Raw genomic sequence first — 14,089 nt, 5'->3', positions numbered from 1 at the left:
TCAGCGTCGTTTGTAGGCCCGTGCAAGCGCAGCGCCGCCGGGCGAAGCTCGCAATATGTTTGTGATATGCACTTTGCCCTTGTCGTTAACCGGCTGCAGGGGAGAGGGATTTTTTATTTCCGTTCAATTCCCGCTATAATCCCCAAAATTTCCAACCGGTTTAGAAACGATCATGACAAAACTCACCTTACAAGAGCAGATGCTGAAAGCGGGCTTAGTCAGCAGCAAGAAAGTGGCGAAAGTGCAGCGCACGGCAAAGAAATCACGCGTTCAGGCGCGTGAGGCCCGGGAAGCGGTCGAAGAGAACAAGAAGGCGCAGATCGAGCGTGACAAACAGCTGAGCGAGCAGCAGAAGCAGGCCGTGCTGGCGAAAGAGTTTAAAGCACAGGTGAAGCAGCTGATTGAGATGAACCGCATCACCGTGGCGAAAGGTAACATCACCTTTAACTTCACCGACGGTAATCTGATCAAAAAAATCGACGTCGACAAGCAAACCCAGGCTCAGCTGATCAACGGCCGTCTGGCGATTGCTCGTCTGGTCATTAACGCCAGCGGCGACTGCGAATACGCGATTATTCCGGCGGTGGTGGCCGATAAAATTGCTCAGCGTGATGCCGACTGCATCGTGCTAAACAGCGCGCTCAGCCAGGAAGAACAGGACGAAGACGATCCGTACGCGGACTTCAAAATCCCTGACGATTTGATGTGGTAAACCGCATTCAGAACGGGGCGGCGTGACTGGCATTAACCGGCTCGCCGCTCACGGGATGAATAAAATTCAGAACGCTTGCATGCAGCATCAGCCGGGGTGTTCCCTCAGCCCCCGGCGCTTCAAGACCGCCATACAGATCGCAGCCCAGAATAGGGTGCCCCAACTGCTGGCAGTGAATACGCAACTGATGGGTTCGCCCGGTCTCCGGGGTGAGTTTCACCCGCGTTAACGGCAGTCCCGTACCCTGATACAAACGTTCCACGACCTGATAACGAGAGCGGGCGGGTTTACCATTGATGGCGCAGATCGACATCAGCGGAAACAGTGCCGGGTCTTTGGCAATCGGCGCATCGATTACACCTTCATCATTTTCCAGATGTCCGCAAAGCAGGGCGCTGTAGGCTTTCTCCACGCTGCGCTGGCTGAACTGCTGGCACAGTGCCGCGTTGATGGCCTTATTGCGCGCAACCACCATCAGCCCGGACGTGCCAAAATCCAGACGGTGTACCAGCGTGCAGCCGGGGAATGTCTGGACCAGACGATAATGGACAGAATCAAGGTTTTGCGGATTTTTGCCCGAGAGGCTGAGCAGACCGGAAGGCTTATTGATCAGCAGCAGATGTTCATCCTGCCAGAGGATCTCAATGTCGTCGTGACACGGTGGGGCAATAAAAGAATCAATAATCGCAGACATCAGGCCGCCTGGCTGGAGAGTGGGAGCGGATGATAACGAAATGCGGGAGAAAAGAAAAACCCTCCCACCGGGCGGTGAGAGGGGGAAATCTTAGGCTGCTACCAGGCTGTCGATTGCGGCTTTCGCATCGGTCTGCGCTTTCGTCGCCACTTCCGGACCGTAAGCGATACCTTCAGCGAACACGAAGTTCACGTCAGTGATACCGATGAAGCCCAGGAACAGGCTCAGATACGGCGCAACCAGGTCGGTTGGCGTGTCTTTATGGATGCCGCCACGGCTGGTCAGGACGATCGCACGTTTACCTTTCACCAGACCTTCAGGGCCGTTCTCGGTGTAACGGAAGGTTACGCCAGCGCGTGCCACCAGGTCGAAGTAGTTCTTCAGCTGAGTAGGGATGTTGAAGTTGTACATTGGAGCGTTGATGACGATAACGTCGTGCGCCTGCAGCTCAGCAATCAGCTCGTCAGACAGGGCCAGAGCTTCCTGCTGACGTGGAGACAGTGGTGCATCGCTTGGGCGCAGCGCGCCAACCAGCTCGCCATCCAGCACAGGAATTGGGCTTGCAGCCAGGTCACGCACGGTGATTTCGTCAGCAGAATGCTGTTCACGCCACTGTTCAACGAAGTAATCAGACAGCTGACCAGACTGAGAGTACCCTGCCAGAATACTGGATTTCAAAACTAATACTTTGCTCATGGGTGATTCCTGTTGTTGCATTTGATTGAAGGGGGTTGCCCCGTTGCTTGTTGACACTCTATTCACAATCCTGCCACAGAGATAGCGCAATATATCGAAGTCTATGTTCGAATTTTTTGAATAAGGCGCTAAAGGCGTCAATGTGGTACTCTATAGCAATCATTAAAAAGAGAGTTTATCAGGGCGTGTGCTGCCCTTTAACGCTATGACAGAACAACAAAAACTAACCTTCCCGATGCTCCTGCAACAGCTTGATTCTCTGATGCTGCGCGATAAACAGCGCTTTGCCCGCCGTCTGCACGGCGTGAAGAAGGTTAAAAATCCTGATGCACAACAGGCCATTTACCAGGAGATGGCGAAAGAGATTGAACAGGCGGCAGGGAAAGTTGTGCTGCGTGAAGCCGCACGTCCGGCGATTACCTACCCCGAAAACCTGCCCGTCAGCCAGAAAAAACAGGATATCCTTGAGGCCGTACGCGACCACCAGGTAGTGATTGTCGCAGGGGAAACCGGTTCGGGGAAAACCACCCAGCTGCCCAAAATCTGTATGGAGCTGGGGCGCGGCCTAAAAGGGCTGATTGGCCACACCCAGCCGCGTCGTCTGGCGGCGCGTACCGTGGCGAACCGTATTGCCGAAGAGCTGCAAACAGATCCGGGCGGCTGCATCGGTTACAAGGTGCGATTCAGCGACCACGTTAGCGATAACACCATGGTCAAGCTGATGACCGACGGTATTCTGCTGGCGGAAATCCAGCAGGATCGCCTGCTGATGCAGTACGACACCATCATCATTGATGAAGCGCACGAACGCAGCCTGAACATCGACTTCCTGCTCGGCTACCTGAAAGAGCTGCTGCCTCGTCGCCCGGATCTGAAAATCATCATCACCTCTGCAACCATCGACCCGGAGCGCTTCTCGAAGCATTTCAACAATGCGCCGATTATCGAGGTGTCAGGACGCACGTATCCGGTTGAAGTGCGCTATCGACCGATTGTGGAAGAGGCGGATGATACCGAGCGCGACCAGCTGCAGGCCATCTTCGATGCCGTCGACGAGCTGGGCAACGAAAGCGCGGGCGACATCCTGATCTTTATGAGTGGCGAGCGCGAAATCCGCGATACCGCCGATGCGCTCAGCAAGCGCGACCTGCGCCACACGGAGATCCTGCCGCTTTACGCGCGCCTGTCGAACAGCGAGCAGAACCGCGTATTCCAGCCGCACGGCGGGCGACGTATCGTTCTGGCGACCAACGTGGCGGAAACTTCGCTGACCGTGCCGGGGATTAAATACGTTATCGACCCGGGCACGGCGCGCATCAGCCGCTACAGCTACCGCACGAAAGTCCAGCGGCTGCCGATTGAACCGGTCTCCCAGGCTTCCGCTAACCAGCGTAAAGGCCGCTGCGGCCGCGTGTCGGAAGGGATCTGTATTCGTCTCTATTCCGAAGATGATTTCCTGTCGCGCCCGGAATTTACCGACCCGGAAATTCTTCGCACCAATCTGGCGTCCGTTATCCTGCAGATGACCGCGCTGGGGCTGGGCGATATCGCGGCGTTCCCGTTCGTCGAAGCGCCGGACAAACGCAACATTCAGGATGGCGTTCGTCTGCTGGAAGAGCTCGGCGCCATTACCACCGACGAGCAGGCGACGGTCTATAAGCTGACGCCGCTGGGCCGCCAGCTCAGTCAGCTGCCGGTGGATCCGCGTCTGGCCCGAATGGTGCTGGAAGCGCAAAAGCACGGCTGCGTGCGCGAGGCAATGATCATTACCTCGGCGCTCTCCATTCAGGATCCGCGCGAGCGTCCGATGGACAAACAGCAGGCGTCTGACGAAAAGCACCGTCGCTTCCACGACAAAGAGTCCGATTTCCTCGCCTTCGTGAACCTGTGGAACTATCTCGGCGAGCAGCAGAAAGCGCTCTCCTCGAACCAGTTCCGCCGCCAGTGTCGCGTGGATTTCCTCAACTACCTGCGCGTGCGCGAGTGGCAGGATATCTACACCCAGCTCCGCCAGGTGGTGAAAGAGCTGGGGATTCCGGTCAACAGCGAACCGGCGGAGTACCGCGAAATTCATATCGCGCTGCTGACCGGCCTGCTGTCCCACATTGGGATGAAGGACGCCGAGAAGCAGGAGTATACCGGCGCGCGTAACGCCCGTTTCTCCATCTTCCCCGGTTCTGGCTTATTCAAGAAGCCGCCGAAATGGACCATGGTCGCGGAGCTGGTGGAAACCAGCCGCCTGTGGGGGCGCATTGCCGCGCGTATCGATCCGGAATGGGTGGAGCCGGTGGCGCAGCACCTGCTTAAGCGCTCGTACAGTGAACCGCACTGGGAGCGCGCGCAGGGCGCGGTGATGGCGACCGAGAAGGTGACCGTTTACGGCCTGCCGGTGGTCGCTGCGCGTAAGGTGAACTACAGCCAGATCGATCCGGCGCTAAGCCGCGAGCTGTTTATCCGCCACGCGCTGGTGGAGGGTGACTGGCAGACGCGTCACGCCTTCTTCCGTGAGAACCTGAAGCTGCGCGCCGAAGTGGAGGAGCTTGAGCACAAATCCCGCCGCCGCGACATTCTGGTGGACGATGAGGCGCTGTTTGAGTTTTACGACCAGCGCATCAGCCACGATGTTATTTCTGCGCGCCATTTCGACAGCTGGTGGAAGACGGCCAGCAAAGAGACGCCGGACCTGCTTAACTTCGAAAAGAGCATGCTGATTAAAGAGGGGGCGGAGTCGGTCAGCAAGCTCGACTACCCGAACTTCTGGCATCAGGACAACCTCAAGCTGCGTCTGACGTATCAGTTTGAACCGGGCGCGGACGCGGATGGCGTGACCGTTCATATTCCGCTGCCGCTGTTAAACCAGGTCGATGAGGGCGGGTTTGAATGGCAAATCCCCGGCCTGCGCCGCGAGCTGGTGATTGCGCTGATCAAATCCCTGCCAAAACCGGTGCGCCGTAACTTTGTGCCTGCGCCAAACTATGCGGAAGCCTTTTTAGGCCGCGTTACGCCGCTGGAACTGCCGCTGCTGGATGCGCTGGAGCGTGAATTCCGACGCATGACCGGCACCACCATCGACCGCGATGACTGGAACTGGGATCAGGTGCCCGATCACCTGAAAATCAGCTTCCGCGTGGTGGATGATAAAAACAAAAAGCTGCTGGAAGGGCGTTCGCTGAGCGAGCTGAAAGAGGCGCTGAAAGGGAAAGTTCAGGAGACGCTCTCTGCGGTGGCGGACGACGGTATCGAGCAGAGCGGGCTGCATATCTGGAGCTTTGGTCAGCTTCCGGAAAGCTACGAACAGAAGCGTGGTAACTATAAGGTCAAAGCCTGGCCTGCGCTGGTGGACGAGCGCGACAGCGTGGCGATCAAACTGTTCGATAACCCGCTGGAACAGCAGCAGATGATGTGGCGTGGGCTGCGTCGCCTGCTGCTGCTCAACATCCCGTCGCCGATTAAATATCTGCATGAGAAGCTGCCGAACAAAGCCAAACTCGGGCTGTACTTTAACCCGTACGGCAAGGTGCTGGATCTGATTGACGACTGCATCTCCTGCGGCGTGGACAAACTGATCCACGAGGCGGGCGGCCCGGTCTGGACGGAAGATGGCTTTGCTCAGCTTCATGAAAAGGTGCGCGCGGAGCTGAACGACACCGTGGTGGAGATTGCCAAACAGGTCGAGCAGATCCTCACCGCCGTGTTCAATATCAACAAGCGCCTGAAGGGGCGCGTGGATATGACCATGGCGCTGGGGCTCTCGGACGTGAAGGCGCAGATGGCGGGGCTGGTCTATCGCGGCTTTGTCACCGGCAACGGCTTCAGGCGTCTGGGCGATACGCTGAGATACCTGCAGGCGATTGAAAAACGGCTGGAGAAGATGGCCATCGACCCGCACCGCGATCGCGCGCAGATGTTGAAAGTGGAGAGCGTGCAGCAGGCGTGGCAGCAGTGGCTGAACAAGCTGCCGCCGGCGCGCCGCGATGATGAAGACGTGCAGGCGATCCGCTGGATGATCGAGGAGCTGCGCGTCAGCTTCTTTGCCCAGCAGCTGGGCACGCCGTATCCGATTTCGGATAAGCGTATTCTGCAGGCGATGGAGCAGATTTCCACTTAAAACCCGGTTTTCTCCCTCTCCCTGTGGGAGAGGGTCGGGGTGAGGGCATCAGCCCGCACATTTTTTCACCCGTTCACTATCGCCAACGTAAACCCATCCCATCCCTTAACCCCCACCGTTTGCAGTGCGGTGGCGGTTAAACGCGGGTTATCCCCAATCATCCCGATAAAACGCCGCACACCCAGCACGCGCGCGTCGTCGCTTTGCCCGTTAATGACCTCGCCGTCGCGCACCACGTTATCGCCGATAATCACCGTGCCGGGACGGGAATAGTGTAGCGCCCACTCCAGATAGCCGGGATTGTTTGGCTTATCGGCATCAATAAAGATCAGGTCGAACGGTGGAACATCACCGATATTCTCGAGCGAGTTCAGCGCCGGGCCTTCAATTAATTCAATACGATCGTTTAGCCCCGCGAGGTGAATATTCTGGCGGGCAACATCGGCATGCGTCGGGTCAGCCTCGAGCGTAATCAGCTTTCCGTCCGGCGGCAGGGCGCGCGCCATCCAGATTGAGCTATAGGCACCCAGCGTACCGATCTCAAGAATGCGTCTTGCCTGCGTCATGCGCACGAACAACGCCAGCAGTTGCCCCTGATTGGCCGCCACGTCGTGTTCGGGGAGCCCTGCGCGTTTGTTGTTTTTCAGTACCTGATTAAGTACGTCATCGTCAGGGATAAGCGAGGAAATCATGTAATTATCTACTGCAGACCATTGTTGTTGCATAGAGTGACTCCTGAGTGGGCATCGCCGGGTGGCGGCTGCGACTTACCCGGTCTACGGGGCGAAATGTAGGCCCGGTAAGCGCAGCGCCACCGGGCAGGTTTTCAGGCACTGACCCAGCCGCCGCCCAGCGCCCTGTACAAATCGATCTGCGCCAGCAGCAGGTTATTTTTCACCTGCACCACGCTGGTCTGAACCGAGTACAGCGTGCGCTGCGCGTCCAGCACGTCCAGATAAGAGGAGTAGCCGTTGCGATTGCGGTTCTGCGCAATGCGCAGCGTCTCCTGCGCCACATCCTGCTGGGCAAGCAGCTCCGTCAGCTGTTCCTGATAGCGCGTAATAGCATCAAGGCTGTTGTTCACTTCGGCAAACGCGTTACGCACGGTTTTTTCATAGGCGTACAGCGCCTGGTTACGCTGGGACTGGGAAATATCCACCTGCGCATTCAGCGCCTGGCGGTTCAGGAGCGGGGCGAGAATACTGCCCCCGACGCTCCAGAGCTGAAGCGGGTTGTCCAGCAGGCCTGAAAGGGTACGATCCTGGATCGATCCGGTTGCGGTCAGGTTGATCGACGGCAGCAGGCTGGCGCGTGACGCGGCAAGCGAGGCGTCAGCTGCAACCAGCTGGCGTTCGGCCTGAACGATATCCGGCCGACGGTTCAGGAGCGTAGAAGGCAGCTGTGACGGCAGCTTCAGCGGGGTCAGCGCCTCATAGCTTTCGCTGCACGCCACCGCGCCGGGATTGCTTCCCAGCAGCAGGCTCAGGGCGTTCTCCTGCTGTGCAATCTGATGCTGGAGAACGGGAACCTGCGCTCGCGTTGAGCGGAGTTCGGAATCCGATTGCATCAGTTCCAGACGTGAGCTGTAGCCCGTTTCAAATTGACGTTTCGCGAGGTTAAATGCCTCTTCGCGCGATTTCAGCGTGGATTCGGTCACGCGCAGCTGTTCATCAAGCGAGAGCAGGGTGACATACCCGGATGCAACGGAAGACGCGACGGTCAAATCCGCGGCGGCAGCGGCGGCTTTTTGCGCCTCCAGCGAGGCTTCGGCGGCATTGGCCGTGCTACGGTTGACGCCCCAGATATCAACGTCATAGCTCGCCGTCAGGCTACCCCTGTACAGCGTGCCGTAGACCGGCAGCCCGGTCGCGGCGGATTGCGAACGGGCGCGCGTTCCCGTGACGCCCGCGTCAAGCGAAGGAAACAGGCTGCTGTCGGCAGCAAAGACCCGTGCCTGATACTCGTTAATTCGTTCGCGGGCGATCAGCACGTCGCTGTTGTTCTTTAGCGCCTGATCCACATAGCGGTTGAGGTTGTTGTCGTGGAAATTGCGCCACCAGAGCTGCTCCGCCGGGCTGGCAGGACCGGCGTCAGCACGCCACTGGGTGGGGATTTGCAGCGTCGGCTGCGCCGGTTTTACGTCGACGGACTGGCATCCGGCCAGCATCACCGCTAGCACCAGACCCGCTATCGGGCGAAGAGTCATGGCTTCGCCTCCCGCGTATCAATCGTCACCTGCACCGACATGCCCGGACGCAGCAGAGCGGACGCCTCGGGCTTGCCGAGTACCTCGATGCGCACCGGAATACGCTGGGCGATTTTGACAAAGTTGCCGGTGGCGTTGTCCGGCGTGATGGCGCTGAATTCAACCCCGGTTGCCGGCGAGATACTCTCCACGCGGCCCTGATATGCTTTGTCGTTCAGGGCATCGACGGTGAATTTTACCGGCTGACCGACGCGCAGCTCCGCGAGCTGGGTCTCTTTAATATTGGCAATGACCCAGTGCTGAGGGGGCACAAGGGTGGTGAGATGGGTTCCGGCGGTCACATACGCCCCGAGACGCACGGCAATCTGGCCGAGCTGACCGTCGCGCGGGGCGATAATGCGGGTGTTTTGCAGGTCAATTTGCGCCAGCTCCAGCGCCGCTTTCGCGTTTTCGACATCCGCCTCCAGCGCGCCGCGATTGACAATCACCGTCTGCAGATCCTGACGCGACATCTCAAGCGTGGCTTTGGCCTGGTCGATATCGGCGCTGCCCTGGGCGGCACTGGCCAGCGCGGCATCGCGTTCGCGAACGGAAAGTGAACCGTCTGCCGTCAGATCCTTCACCCGTTTTAAATCAGCCTGCGTTTTCAGACTCTGGGCGCGGGCATTTTTCAGTGCGGCTTCATTTTTGGCGATCGTCGCTTCGGCGCTTTTACGCTGCTGCAGGTTGTTATTGAGCGCGGCAATTTTCATCGCCAGCTGTGCCTCGGCCTGATGCACGCGCTGACGATAGATGCGGTCATCAATCTGCAACAGCAGGTCACCTTTTTTTACCTGCACAAAGTCCTGAACCTTCACCTCGGTGATGTAACCATTCACCTGGGGGCTGATAAACGTCGTCTGACCGCGCACGTAGGCGTTGTCGGTAAACTGCGCGTGGCGGGTGAATGGCGGCAGTTGCCACGCATAAAGGATCACCAGCACGCCGACAATACCGATGGCAGCGGCGGTGAAAATGGAAACAATGCGCACATTTTTGCGGGTGTTGGCCTGCTCTTTGGCGGCATCCTGCTGACTCATAAACTCTCCAGAAATATTTCAATTATTTGTTGCCGGTGGCGTTCTTAAGCGCCATACGGGCAGTGATGCGCAGGCGCAGCAAGCGCCATAAAATCCAGACCAGCGTGGCGGCAGCGATACTTGCCGTCAGCAGATAAGTATCGTTGTAAGCCAGAATATTCGCCTCCAGCGTGGTCAACGTTTGCAGTTGCGTTATCGCCTGCGTTCCCAGCAGCGAACTGTCGCCAATCAGGCTCCGGTACATCTGGGTGTAAATCTGGATACGCTCGTTGACCAGCGGATTGAGCGTGGTGAGCTGGTCCGCCAGCAGGCTGGAGTGGTACTTCTCGCGCCAGGTCTGGAAAGTCCCGAGGATCGCGGAGCCCAGCAGGCCGCCAATGTTCTGACTCATGCCAAACATCACCGAGAAGCTGACCAGGTTGCGCGGGTCGGCGATCACCCCGCCAATGGCGGCCAGCATGGCGGGCGCCAGGAAGAAGGCGCTGCCGAAACCCAGCAGGAACTGGCTTAGCATCAGCTGATCCGGCCGGGTCAGGTTGTTAGACTGGCTGTCCAGCAGCGAGGCGATAATCATCAGCGCCAGAGAGGTGATGATTGGCCACGCCAGCCTGGTGGGCTTGATGGTGAGACAGCTGGTGACGATCCCGCAGACGATCCCGGCGAAAATGGACCACGCCAGGTGGGTCATCTGCTCATTCTGTAACCCCACGTACTGCAACCAGCCGATGACGCCGGTGTTTTGTTCTGCCAGCACGATACGGATCAGCAGCATGATTAGCCCCAGACGAACGATGCTGCCGCTCGACAGCCAGCGGGTATTCAGCAGCGGGTTGGCGCGGTTATGTTCAAAGACGATGGCCGCCACAATCAGCACCAGCGATAGCGCCAGCGACCAGCCGATCCACGGTGCCTCGAACCACCAGTCAAGACGGCCTAACGAGAGTATGGCGCAAAGCAGGGCCATTCCCGGAGCCATTAAAAAGAAGGTGATGAAGTCTTTCTTCTCAAAGACTTTACGTCGATCGCCCGGCGGCAGTTTTAAAGCTATCACGCAGGCCAGGGAGATCAGCGCCAGCCCCAGTTCGAAGAAATAGAGGCCGCGCCATTCGTCCAGCTGCAGTAGTTCGGTCGAAAACAGGCGGGCCAGAGGGATAGCGAGTGACGACCCGGTAATGCCGATGGTGAGCGCCTTCAGGCGGTGCTTCGCAGGCCAGGCCTGAATTTGATAGTAAATCCCCAATGAGCTGAGCGCGGCGGCCACCATCCCGTGCGCGGCGCGAACCATCAGCGCCGAACTGAGGTCGTTAACGAACAGGTGGAAAAAGGTCACCAGCACATACAGCACCAGAAAACCTTCCGTGAAGGCGCGCAGACCGTACTGCTGGCGGAATTTAACCAGCAGCAGGTTGATAGAGATGTTGGTCATGACGTAGACCGCGGGCAGCCAGGCGATTTCGGTCGACCAGGCCCCGAAGGTTCCCTGCAGGTTTTGCAGGTTGGCGGTCACCACCGCATTTCCCAGTGCTCCCGTCAGGCACACCAGCAGGCCAACGACGCCGTAGGCAATACGTTTTGGCGCACTGTGCTCGGGTGTGGAAGGCGAACCCAGCAGAGCGGGTTTCTCATGTGGCTGCCACTCGCGAGGAGCATAAGGGTCGCGTTCGGGCAGGCGCATAACGTCGTTTACCTTAGAAATAATTGAATAATTAGCGGGCTAGCGATTTTACGTCTGCCGCAAATGATAATTCAAGTGAATATGATTTACGCATGTTAATCAAATGTAGAAGAGACGTTTAAGGAAAAAGAGCGGCCCGACGTCGCCGTTGTGTTGAGAACCTGAAGTCGCTACCCTGAAGGGATTCAGAGAAGGAGTTCATCATGGAACAGACCCGTTTTCCTATCCTGCCGGATGCTACGCTGGCGGCCATCAATACTGTCGGTGAATGGCTGGCGCAGGACGACCTGAGTGGCAGCCGCCAGCACCCGGACGTCGATGCGGTGATCCTGGCAGGTAATGCAGTGATCCCGACCATTGAGGCAGCCTGTCAAATTGCCGCGCAGAGAGAAATCCCGCTCCTGATTAGCGGCGGTATCGGTCACTCGACCACCTTTTTATATGCCGCCATCGGCAGTCATCCGCGTTATCACACCCTCCCGGTCACAGGGCGGGCGGAAGCGAGCATTCTTGCCGACATTGCGCGGGAGTTCTGGCAGATCCCCGAGGCGCGCCTGTGGATTGAGGATCAATCCACCAACTGCGGTGAGAACGCGCGTTTTAGCTGGAACATGTTGAAGCAGCATCAGCGAGCGACCGGGCGGGTGCTGGTGGTACAGGATCCGACGATGCAGCGTCGTACAATGGCGACGTTTGCCCGCGTTTGTCGGGACGAGCCCGTTTCGCCGCAGTGGCTAAGCCACCCAGGGGTTACGCCGATACTGCAGAATGGCAAAGAGGGCGTGGAGTTTAGCGAGGGCAATAGCGGACTGTGGCCCGTAGACCGCTACCTTTCACTGGTTCTGGGGGAACTGCCGCGTTTGTATGATGACGTTAACGGCTATGGTCCGGCCGGGCGGGATTTTATCGCTCACGTTGATTTTCCTGAGGCTGTGATTACCGCGTGGAAACAGCTACAGCAGGATCCGGTCCTGAAGGGGGCGCGTAAAATAATCTAAGCACGCAACAATTCCCTCGCCCCATTGGGGAGAGGGTTAGGGTGAGGGGAAAATCACAGCGCCGCAAACTTATCCAGCGTCCGCACCAGCTGCGTCACAAAGCCATATTCGTTGTCATACCACGCTACGGCTTTCACCAGCTGCAGCTCTCCCGCTTCTGACACCTCCGTCTGCGTGGCGTCAAACACCGAACCATAATGCGAGCCAATCACATCGGACGACACAATCTCTTCGTCGGTATACCCGAACGATTTATTGCCCTGAGTCGCCTTTTTCAGCGCGGCGTTGATCTCCTCAACGGTCACTTTCTTGCCCAGAATCGCCACCAGCTCGGTTACCGAACCCGTTTTTACCGGCACGCGCTGCGCGTGGCCTTTCAGTTTGCCGCTGAGTGCAGGGATCACCAGACCGATGGCCTTTGCGGCACCGGTGGTGTGGGGAATGATATTCTCTGCCGCCGCCCGTGAGGCGCGAAGGTCTTTCCCGCGCGGGCCATCCACCAGCGCCTGGGTACCGGTATAGGCGTGAATGGTGGTCATGGTGCCCACTTTTATTTCAAACGCATCGTTCAGGGCTTTCGCCAACGGGGCGAGGCAGTTGGTGGTGCAGGATGCGACGGAAATAATGGTGTCACTGGCGTCAATGGTGTCGTCATTCACGCTGTAGACGACGGTTTTCATGTCACCCGCAGGCGCGGAGATCAGCACTTTCTTCGCGCCGGCGTCCAGGTGCGCCCGTGATTTCTCTTCGGAGGTATAAAAACCGGTGCACTCCACGACGATATCCACACCTGCGGATTTCCACGGAATGTGCTTCGCCTCTTTTTCGGCGTACACCGCAATGGTTTTACCATCAACAATCAGTGCATCCTCAGTGAAATCCACGCTCCACGGGAAGCCACCGTAGTTGGAATCATGCCTGAGCAGGTAGGCCAGCACTTTCGGGGAGGTGAGGTCGTTGATGGCGACGACGGTATTACTGTCCTGGGTTTCAAGAAGGCGACGCAGAACAAGGCGTCCAATGCGTCCAAAGCCGTTAATGCCAATTTTACTCATGGTGTTCTCCTGTAAACGTGTCGATACGACAGTTTGAACTCATCCAGGCTTAGACCATCACGGGCAGGGCGGCAATTGAAGATGCTTCATGCGTAGGGAAGTATTTGAAAAACCATACAGAAAAATTAATGAATTTTTAAGGAAAGGAGATTATGTTGACGCGGTAACTGTTTTTAATCGGGAAATCACATGCGCACTAAATATACAAGCCTGCAAATCGGCATCCACTGGATGGTGTTTCTGTTAATCATCGTCGCCTATTGCGCTATGGAGTTCAAAGGATTCTTCCCGCGCACCGCGCGTCCAGCGATCAATATGATCCACGTCTCATGCGGTATCAGTATCCTGGTGCTGATGGTGACGCGTCTGCTGGTTCGCCTGAAATTCCGCGCGCCACCGATTCAGCCTAAGCCAAAAGCGATGGTGACGGGGATGTCCCATCTGGGGCACCTGGTGGTGTATCTGCTGTTTATTGCGCTGCCGCTGATTGGCATTGTGATGATGTACAACCGGGGCAGCGACTGGTTTGCTTTTGGCATGGTGATGCCGCATGCGGCGGAGTCAAATTTTGACCTGGTTGATGTGCTGAAAGAATGGCACGAAACGCTGGCGAACGTGGGCTATTTTGTGATTGGCCTGCACGCGGTGGCGGCGCTGATGCATCACTATTTCTGGAAAGATAATACCCTCCTGCGCATGATGCCGAAAAAACGTCAGTAGTCTTTAACGCTTGCCGGGTAAGCGCAGCGCCTCCCGGCTTGTTTTTTAACCCAGCAGAGCACGCTCTTCAGCAGTTAACGCCAGCGCCTGCGTTGACCCCGTCTCCGACGACTTCACCGCCGCTTCCAGAACGGCCATGACCGCCA

Annotated in this window: 11 protein-coding genes; 4 read left to right on the top strand and 7 right to left on the bottom strand. The window is 57.6% G+C overall.

Features of this window, described 5'->3' with window-relative positions; genetic code table 11:
* Window positions 1-172 precede the first annotated feature (172 nt).
* The gene (locus FU672_RS23195) at window positions 173-712 is read left to right on the top strand and encodes a DUF2058 domain-containing protein (protein WP_148245015.1); all 540 of its coding nucleotides are present in this window, start codon (window positions 173-175) and stop codon (window positions 710-712) included.
* A 7-nt stretch (window positions 713-719) separates the two neighbouring features.
* Here FU672_RS23195 and FU672_RS23190 read toward each other — a convergent pair whose 3' ends face one another.
* Together FU672_RS23190 and azoR are read right to left on the bottom strand one after the other, a co-directional pair.
* Window positions 720-1,406 (bottom strand): RluA family pseudouridine synthase, encoded by a 687-nt coding sequence (locus tag FU672_RS23190; RefSeq protein ID WP_148245014.1) that lies wholly within the window; start codon window positions 1,404-1,406, stop codon window positions 720-722.
* A gap of 90 nt (window positions 1,407-1,496) precedes the next feature.
* The gene (azoR, locus tag FU672_RS23185) at window positions 1,497-2,102 is read right to left on the bottom strand and encodes an FMN-dependent NADH-azoreductase (protein WP_148245013.1); all 606 of its coding nucleotides are present in this window, start codon (window positions 2,100-2,102) and stop codon (window positions 1,497-1,499) included.
* A 205-nt stretch (window positions 2,103-2,307) separates the two neighbouring features.
* On the opposite strand from azoR, the gene hrpA reads away from it, so the two are divergent.
* Window positions 2,308-6,210 (top strand): ATP-dependent RNA helicase HrpA, encoded by a 3,903-nt coding sequence (gene hrpA / locus FU672_RS23180; RefSeq protein ID WP_148245012.1) that lies wholly within the window; start codon window positions 2,308-2,310, stop codon window positions 6,208-6,210.
* A gap of 65 nt (window positions 6,211-6,275) precedes the next feature.
* Here hrpA and FU672_RS23175 read toward each other — a convergent pair whose 3' ends face one another.
* The 4 genes from FU672_RS23175 to FU672_RS23160 all read right to left on the bottom strand — a co-directional run bounded on the left by FU672_RS23175 (window position 6,276) and on the right by FU672_RS23160 (window position 11,170).
* Window positions 6,276-6,935: an O-methyltransferase gene (locus tag FU672_RS23175; RefSeq protein WP_148245011.1), complete on the bottom strand. Its 660-nt coding sequence runs from the start codon at window positions 6,933-6,935 to the stop codon at window positions 6,276-6,278.
* Window positions 6,936-7,036: 101 nt separating this feature from the next.
* Complete coding sequence (locus tag FU672_RS23170) at window positions 7,037-8,416, bottom strand: efflux transporter outer membrane subunit (RefSeq protein ID WP_148245010.1); 1,380 nt, start codon at window positions 8,414-8,416, stop codon at window positions 7,037-7,039.
* Window positions 8,413-9,495, bottom strand: a complete 1,083-nt coding sequence (locus tag FU672_RS23165) for an HlyD family secretion protein (RefSeq protein WP_148245009.1) — start codon at window positions 9,493-9,495, stop codon at window positions 8,413-8,415. Before FU672_RS23165 ends, FU672_RS23170 begins: the two co-directional genes overlap by 4 nt.
* A gap of 22 nt (window positions 9,496-9,517) precedes the next feature.
* Window positions 9,518-11,170 (bottom strand): MFS transporter, encoded by a 1,653-nt coding sequence (locus FU672_RS23160; RefSeq protein WP_148245008.1) that lies wholly within the window; start codon window positions 11,168-11,170, stop codon window positions 9,518-9,520.
* Between the two features lie 203 nt (window positions 11,171-11,373).
* Here FU672_RS23160 and FU672_RS23155 point away from each other — a divergent pair, with 203 nt between their 5' ends.
* A complete protein-coding gene (locus FU672_RS23155) occupies window positions 11,374-12,168 on the top strand; it encodes a YdcF family protein (protein WP_148245007.1) in 795 nt (264 codons plus the stop codon).
* 53 nt (window positions 12,169-12,221) lie between these two features.
* Here FU672_RS23155 and gap read toward each other — a convergent pair whose 3' ends face one another.
* Entirely contained in the window at window positions 12,222-13,223 is a 1,002-nt protein-coding gene (gap, locus tag FU672_RS23150) for a type I glyceraldehyde-3-phosphate dehydrogenase (RefSeq protein WP_148245006.1), read from the bottom strand.
* 189 nt (window positions 13,224-13,412) lie between these two features.
* Here gap and cybB point away from each other — a divergent pair, with 189 nt between their 5' ends.
* The gene (gene cybB / locus FU672_RS23145) at window positions 13,413-13,943 is read left to right on the top strand and encodes a cytochrome b561 (RefSeq protein ID WP_148245005.1); all 531 of its coding nucleotides are present in this window, start codon (window positions 13,413-13,415) and stop codon (window positions 13,941-13,943) included.
* Window positions 13,944-14,089 lie beyond the last annotated feature (146 nt).

The sequence above is a fragment of the Enterobacter asburiae genome (assembly GCF_008080435.1).
GTDB lineage: Bacteria > Pseudomonadota > Gammaproteobacteria > Enterobacterales > Enterobacteriaceae > Enterobacter > Enterobacter asburiae_C.
The sequence above is the reverse complement of the archived record's forward strand: the minus strand, read 5'-3'. Positions and strand labels throughout refer to the sequence as shown.

Excerpts from the sequence above, each read along its gene's own strand:
- FU672_RS23195 (WP_148245015.1), top strand. The coding sequence starts at position 173 with ATGACAAAACTCACCTTACAAGAGCAGATGCTGAAAGCGGGCTTAGTC.
- FU672_RS23190 (WP_148245014.1), bottom strand. The coding sequence starts at position 1,406 with ATGTCTGCGATTATTGATTCTTTTATTGCCCCACCGTGTCACGACGAC.
- azoR (WP_148245013.1), bottom strand. The coding sequence starts at position 2,102 with ATGAGCAAAGTATTAGTTTTGAAATCCAGTATTCTGGCAGGGTACTCT.
- hrpA (WP_148245012.1), top strand. The coding sequence starts at position 2,308 with ATGACAGAACAACAAAAACTAACCTTCCCGATGCTCCTGCAACAGCTT.
- FU672_RS23175 (WP_148245011.1), bottom strand. The coding sequence starts at position 6,935 with ATGCAACAACAATGGTCTGCAGTAGATAATTACATGATTTCCTCGCTT.
- FU672_RS23170 (WP_148245010.1), bottom strand. The coding sequence starts at position 8,416 with ATGACTCTTCGCCCGATAGCGGGTCTGGTGCTAGCGGTGATGCTGGCC.
- FU672_RS23165 (WP_148245009.1), bottom strand. The coding sequence starts at position 9,495 with ATGAGTCAGCAGGATGCCGCCAAAGAGCAGGCCAACACCCGCAAAAAT.
- FU672_RS23160 (WP_148245008.1), bottom strand. The coding sequence starts at position 11,170 with ATGCGCCTGCCCGAACGCGACCCTTATGCTCCTCGCGAGTGGCAGCCA.
- FU672_RS23155 (WP_148245007.1), top strand. The coding sequence starts at position 11,374 with ATGGAACAGACCCGTTTTCCTATCCTGCCGGATGCTACGCTGGCGGCC.
- gap (WP_148245006.1), bottom strand. The coding sequence starts at position 13,223 with ATGAGTAAAATTGGCATTAACGGCTTTGGACGCATTGGACGCCTTGTT.
- cybB (WP_148245005.1), top strand. The coding sequence starts at position 13,413 with ATGCGCACTAAATATACAAGCCTGCAAATCGGCATCCACTGGATGGTG.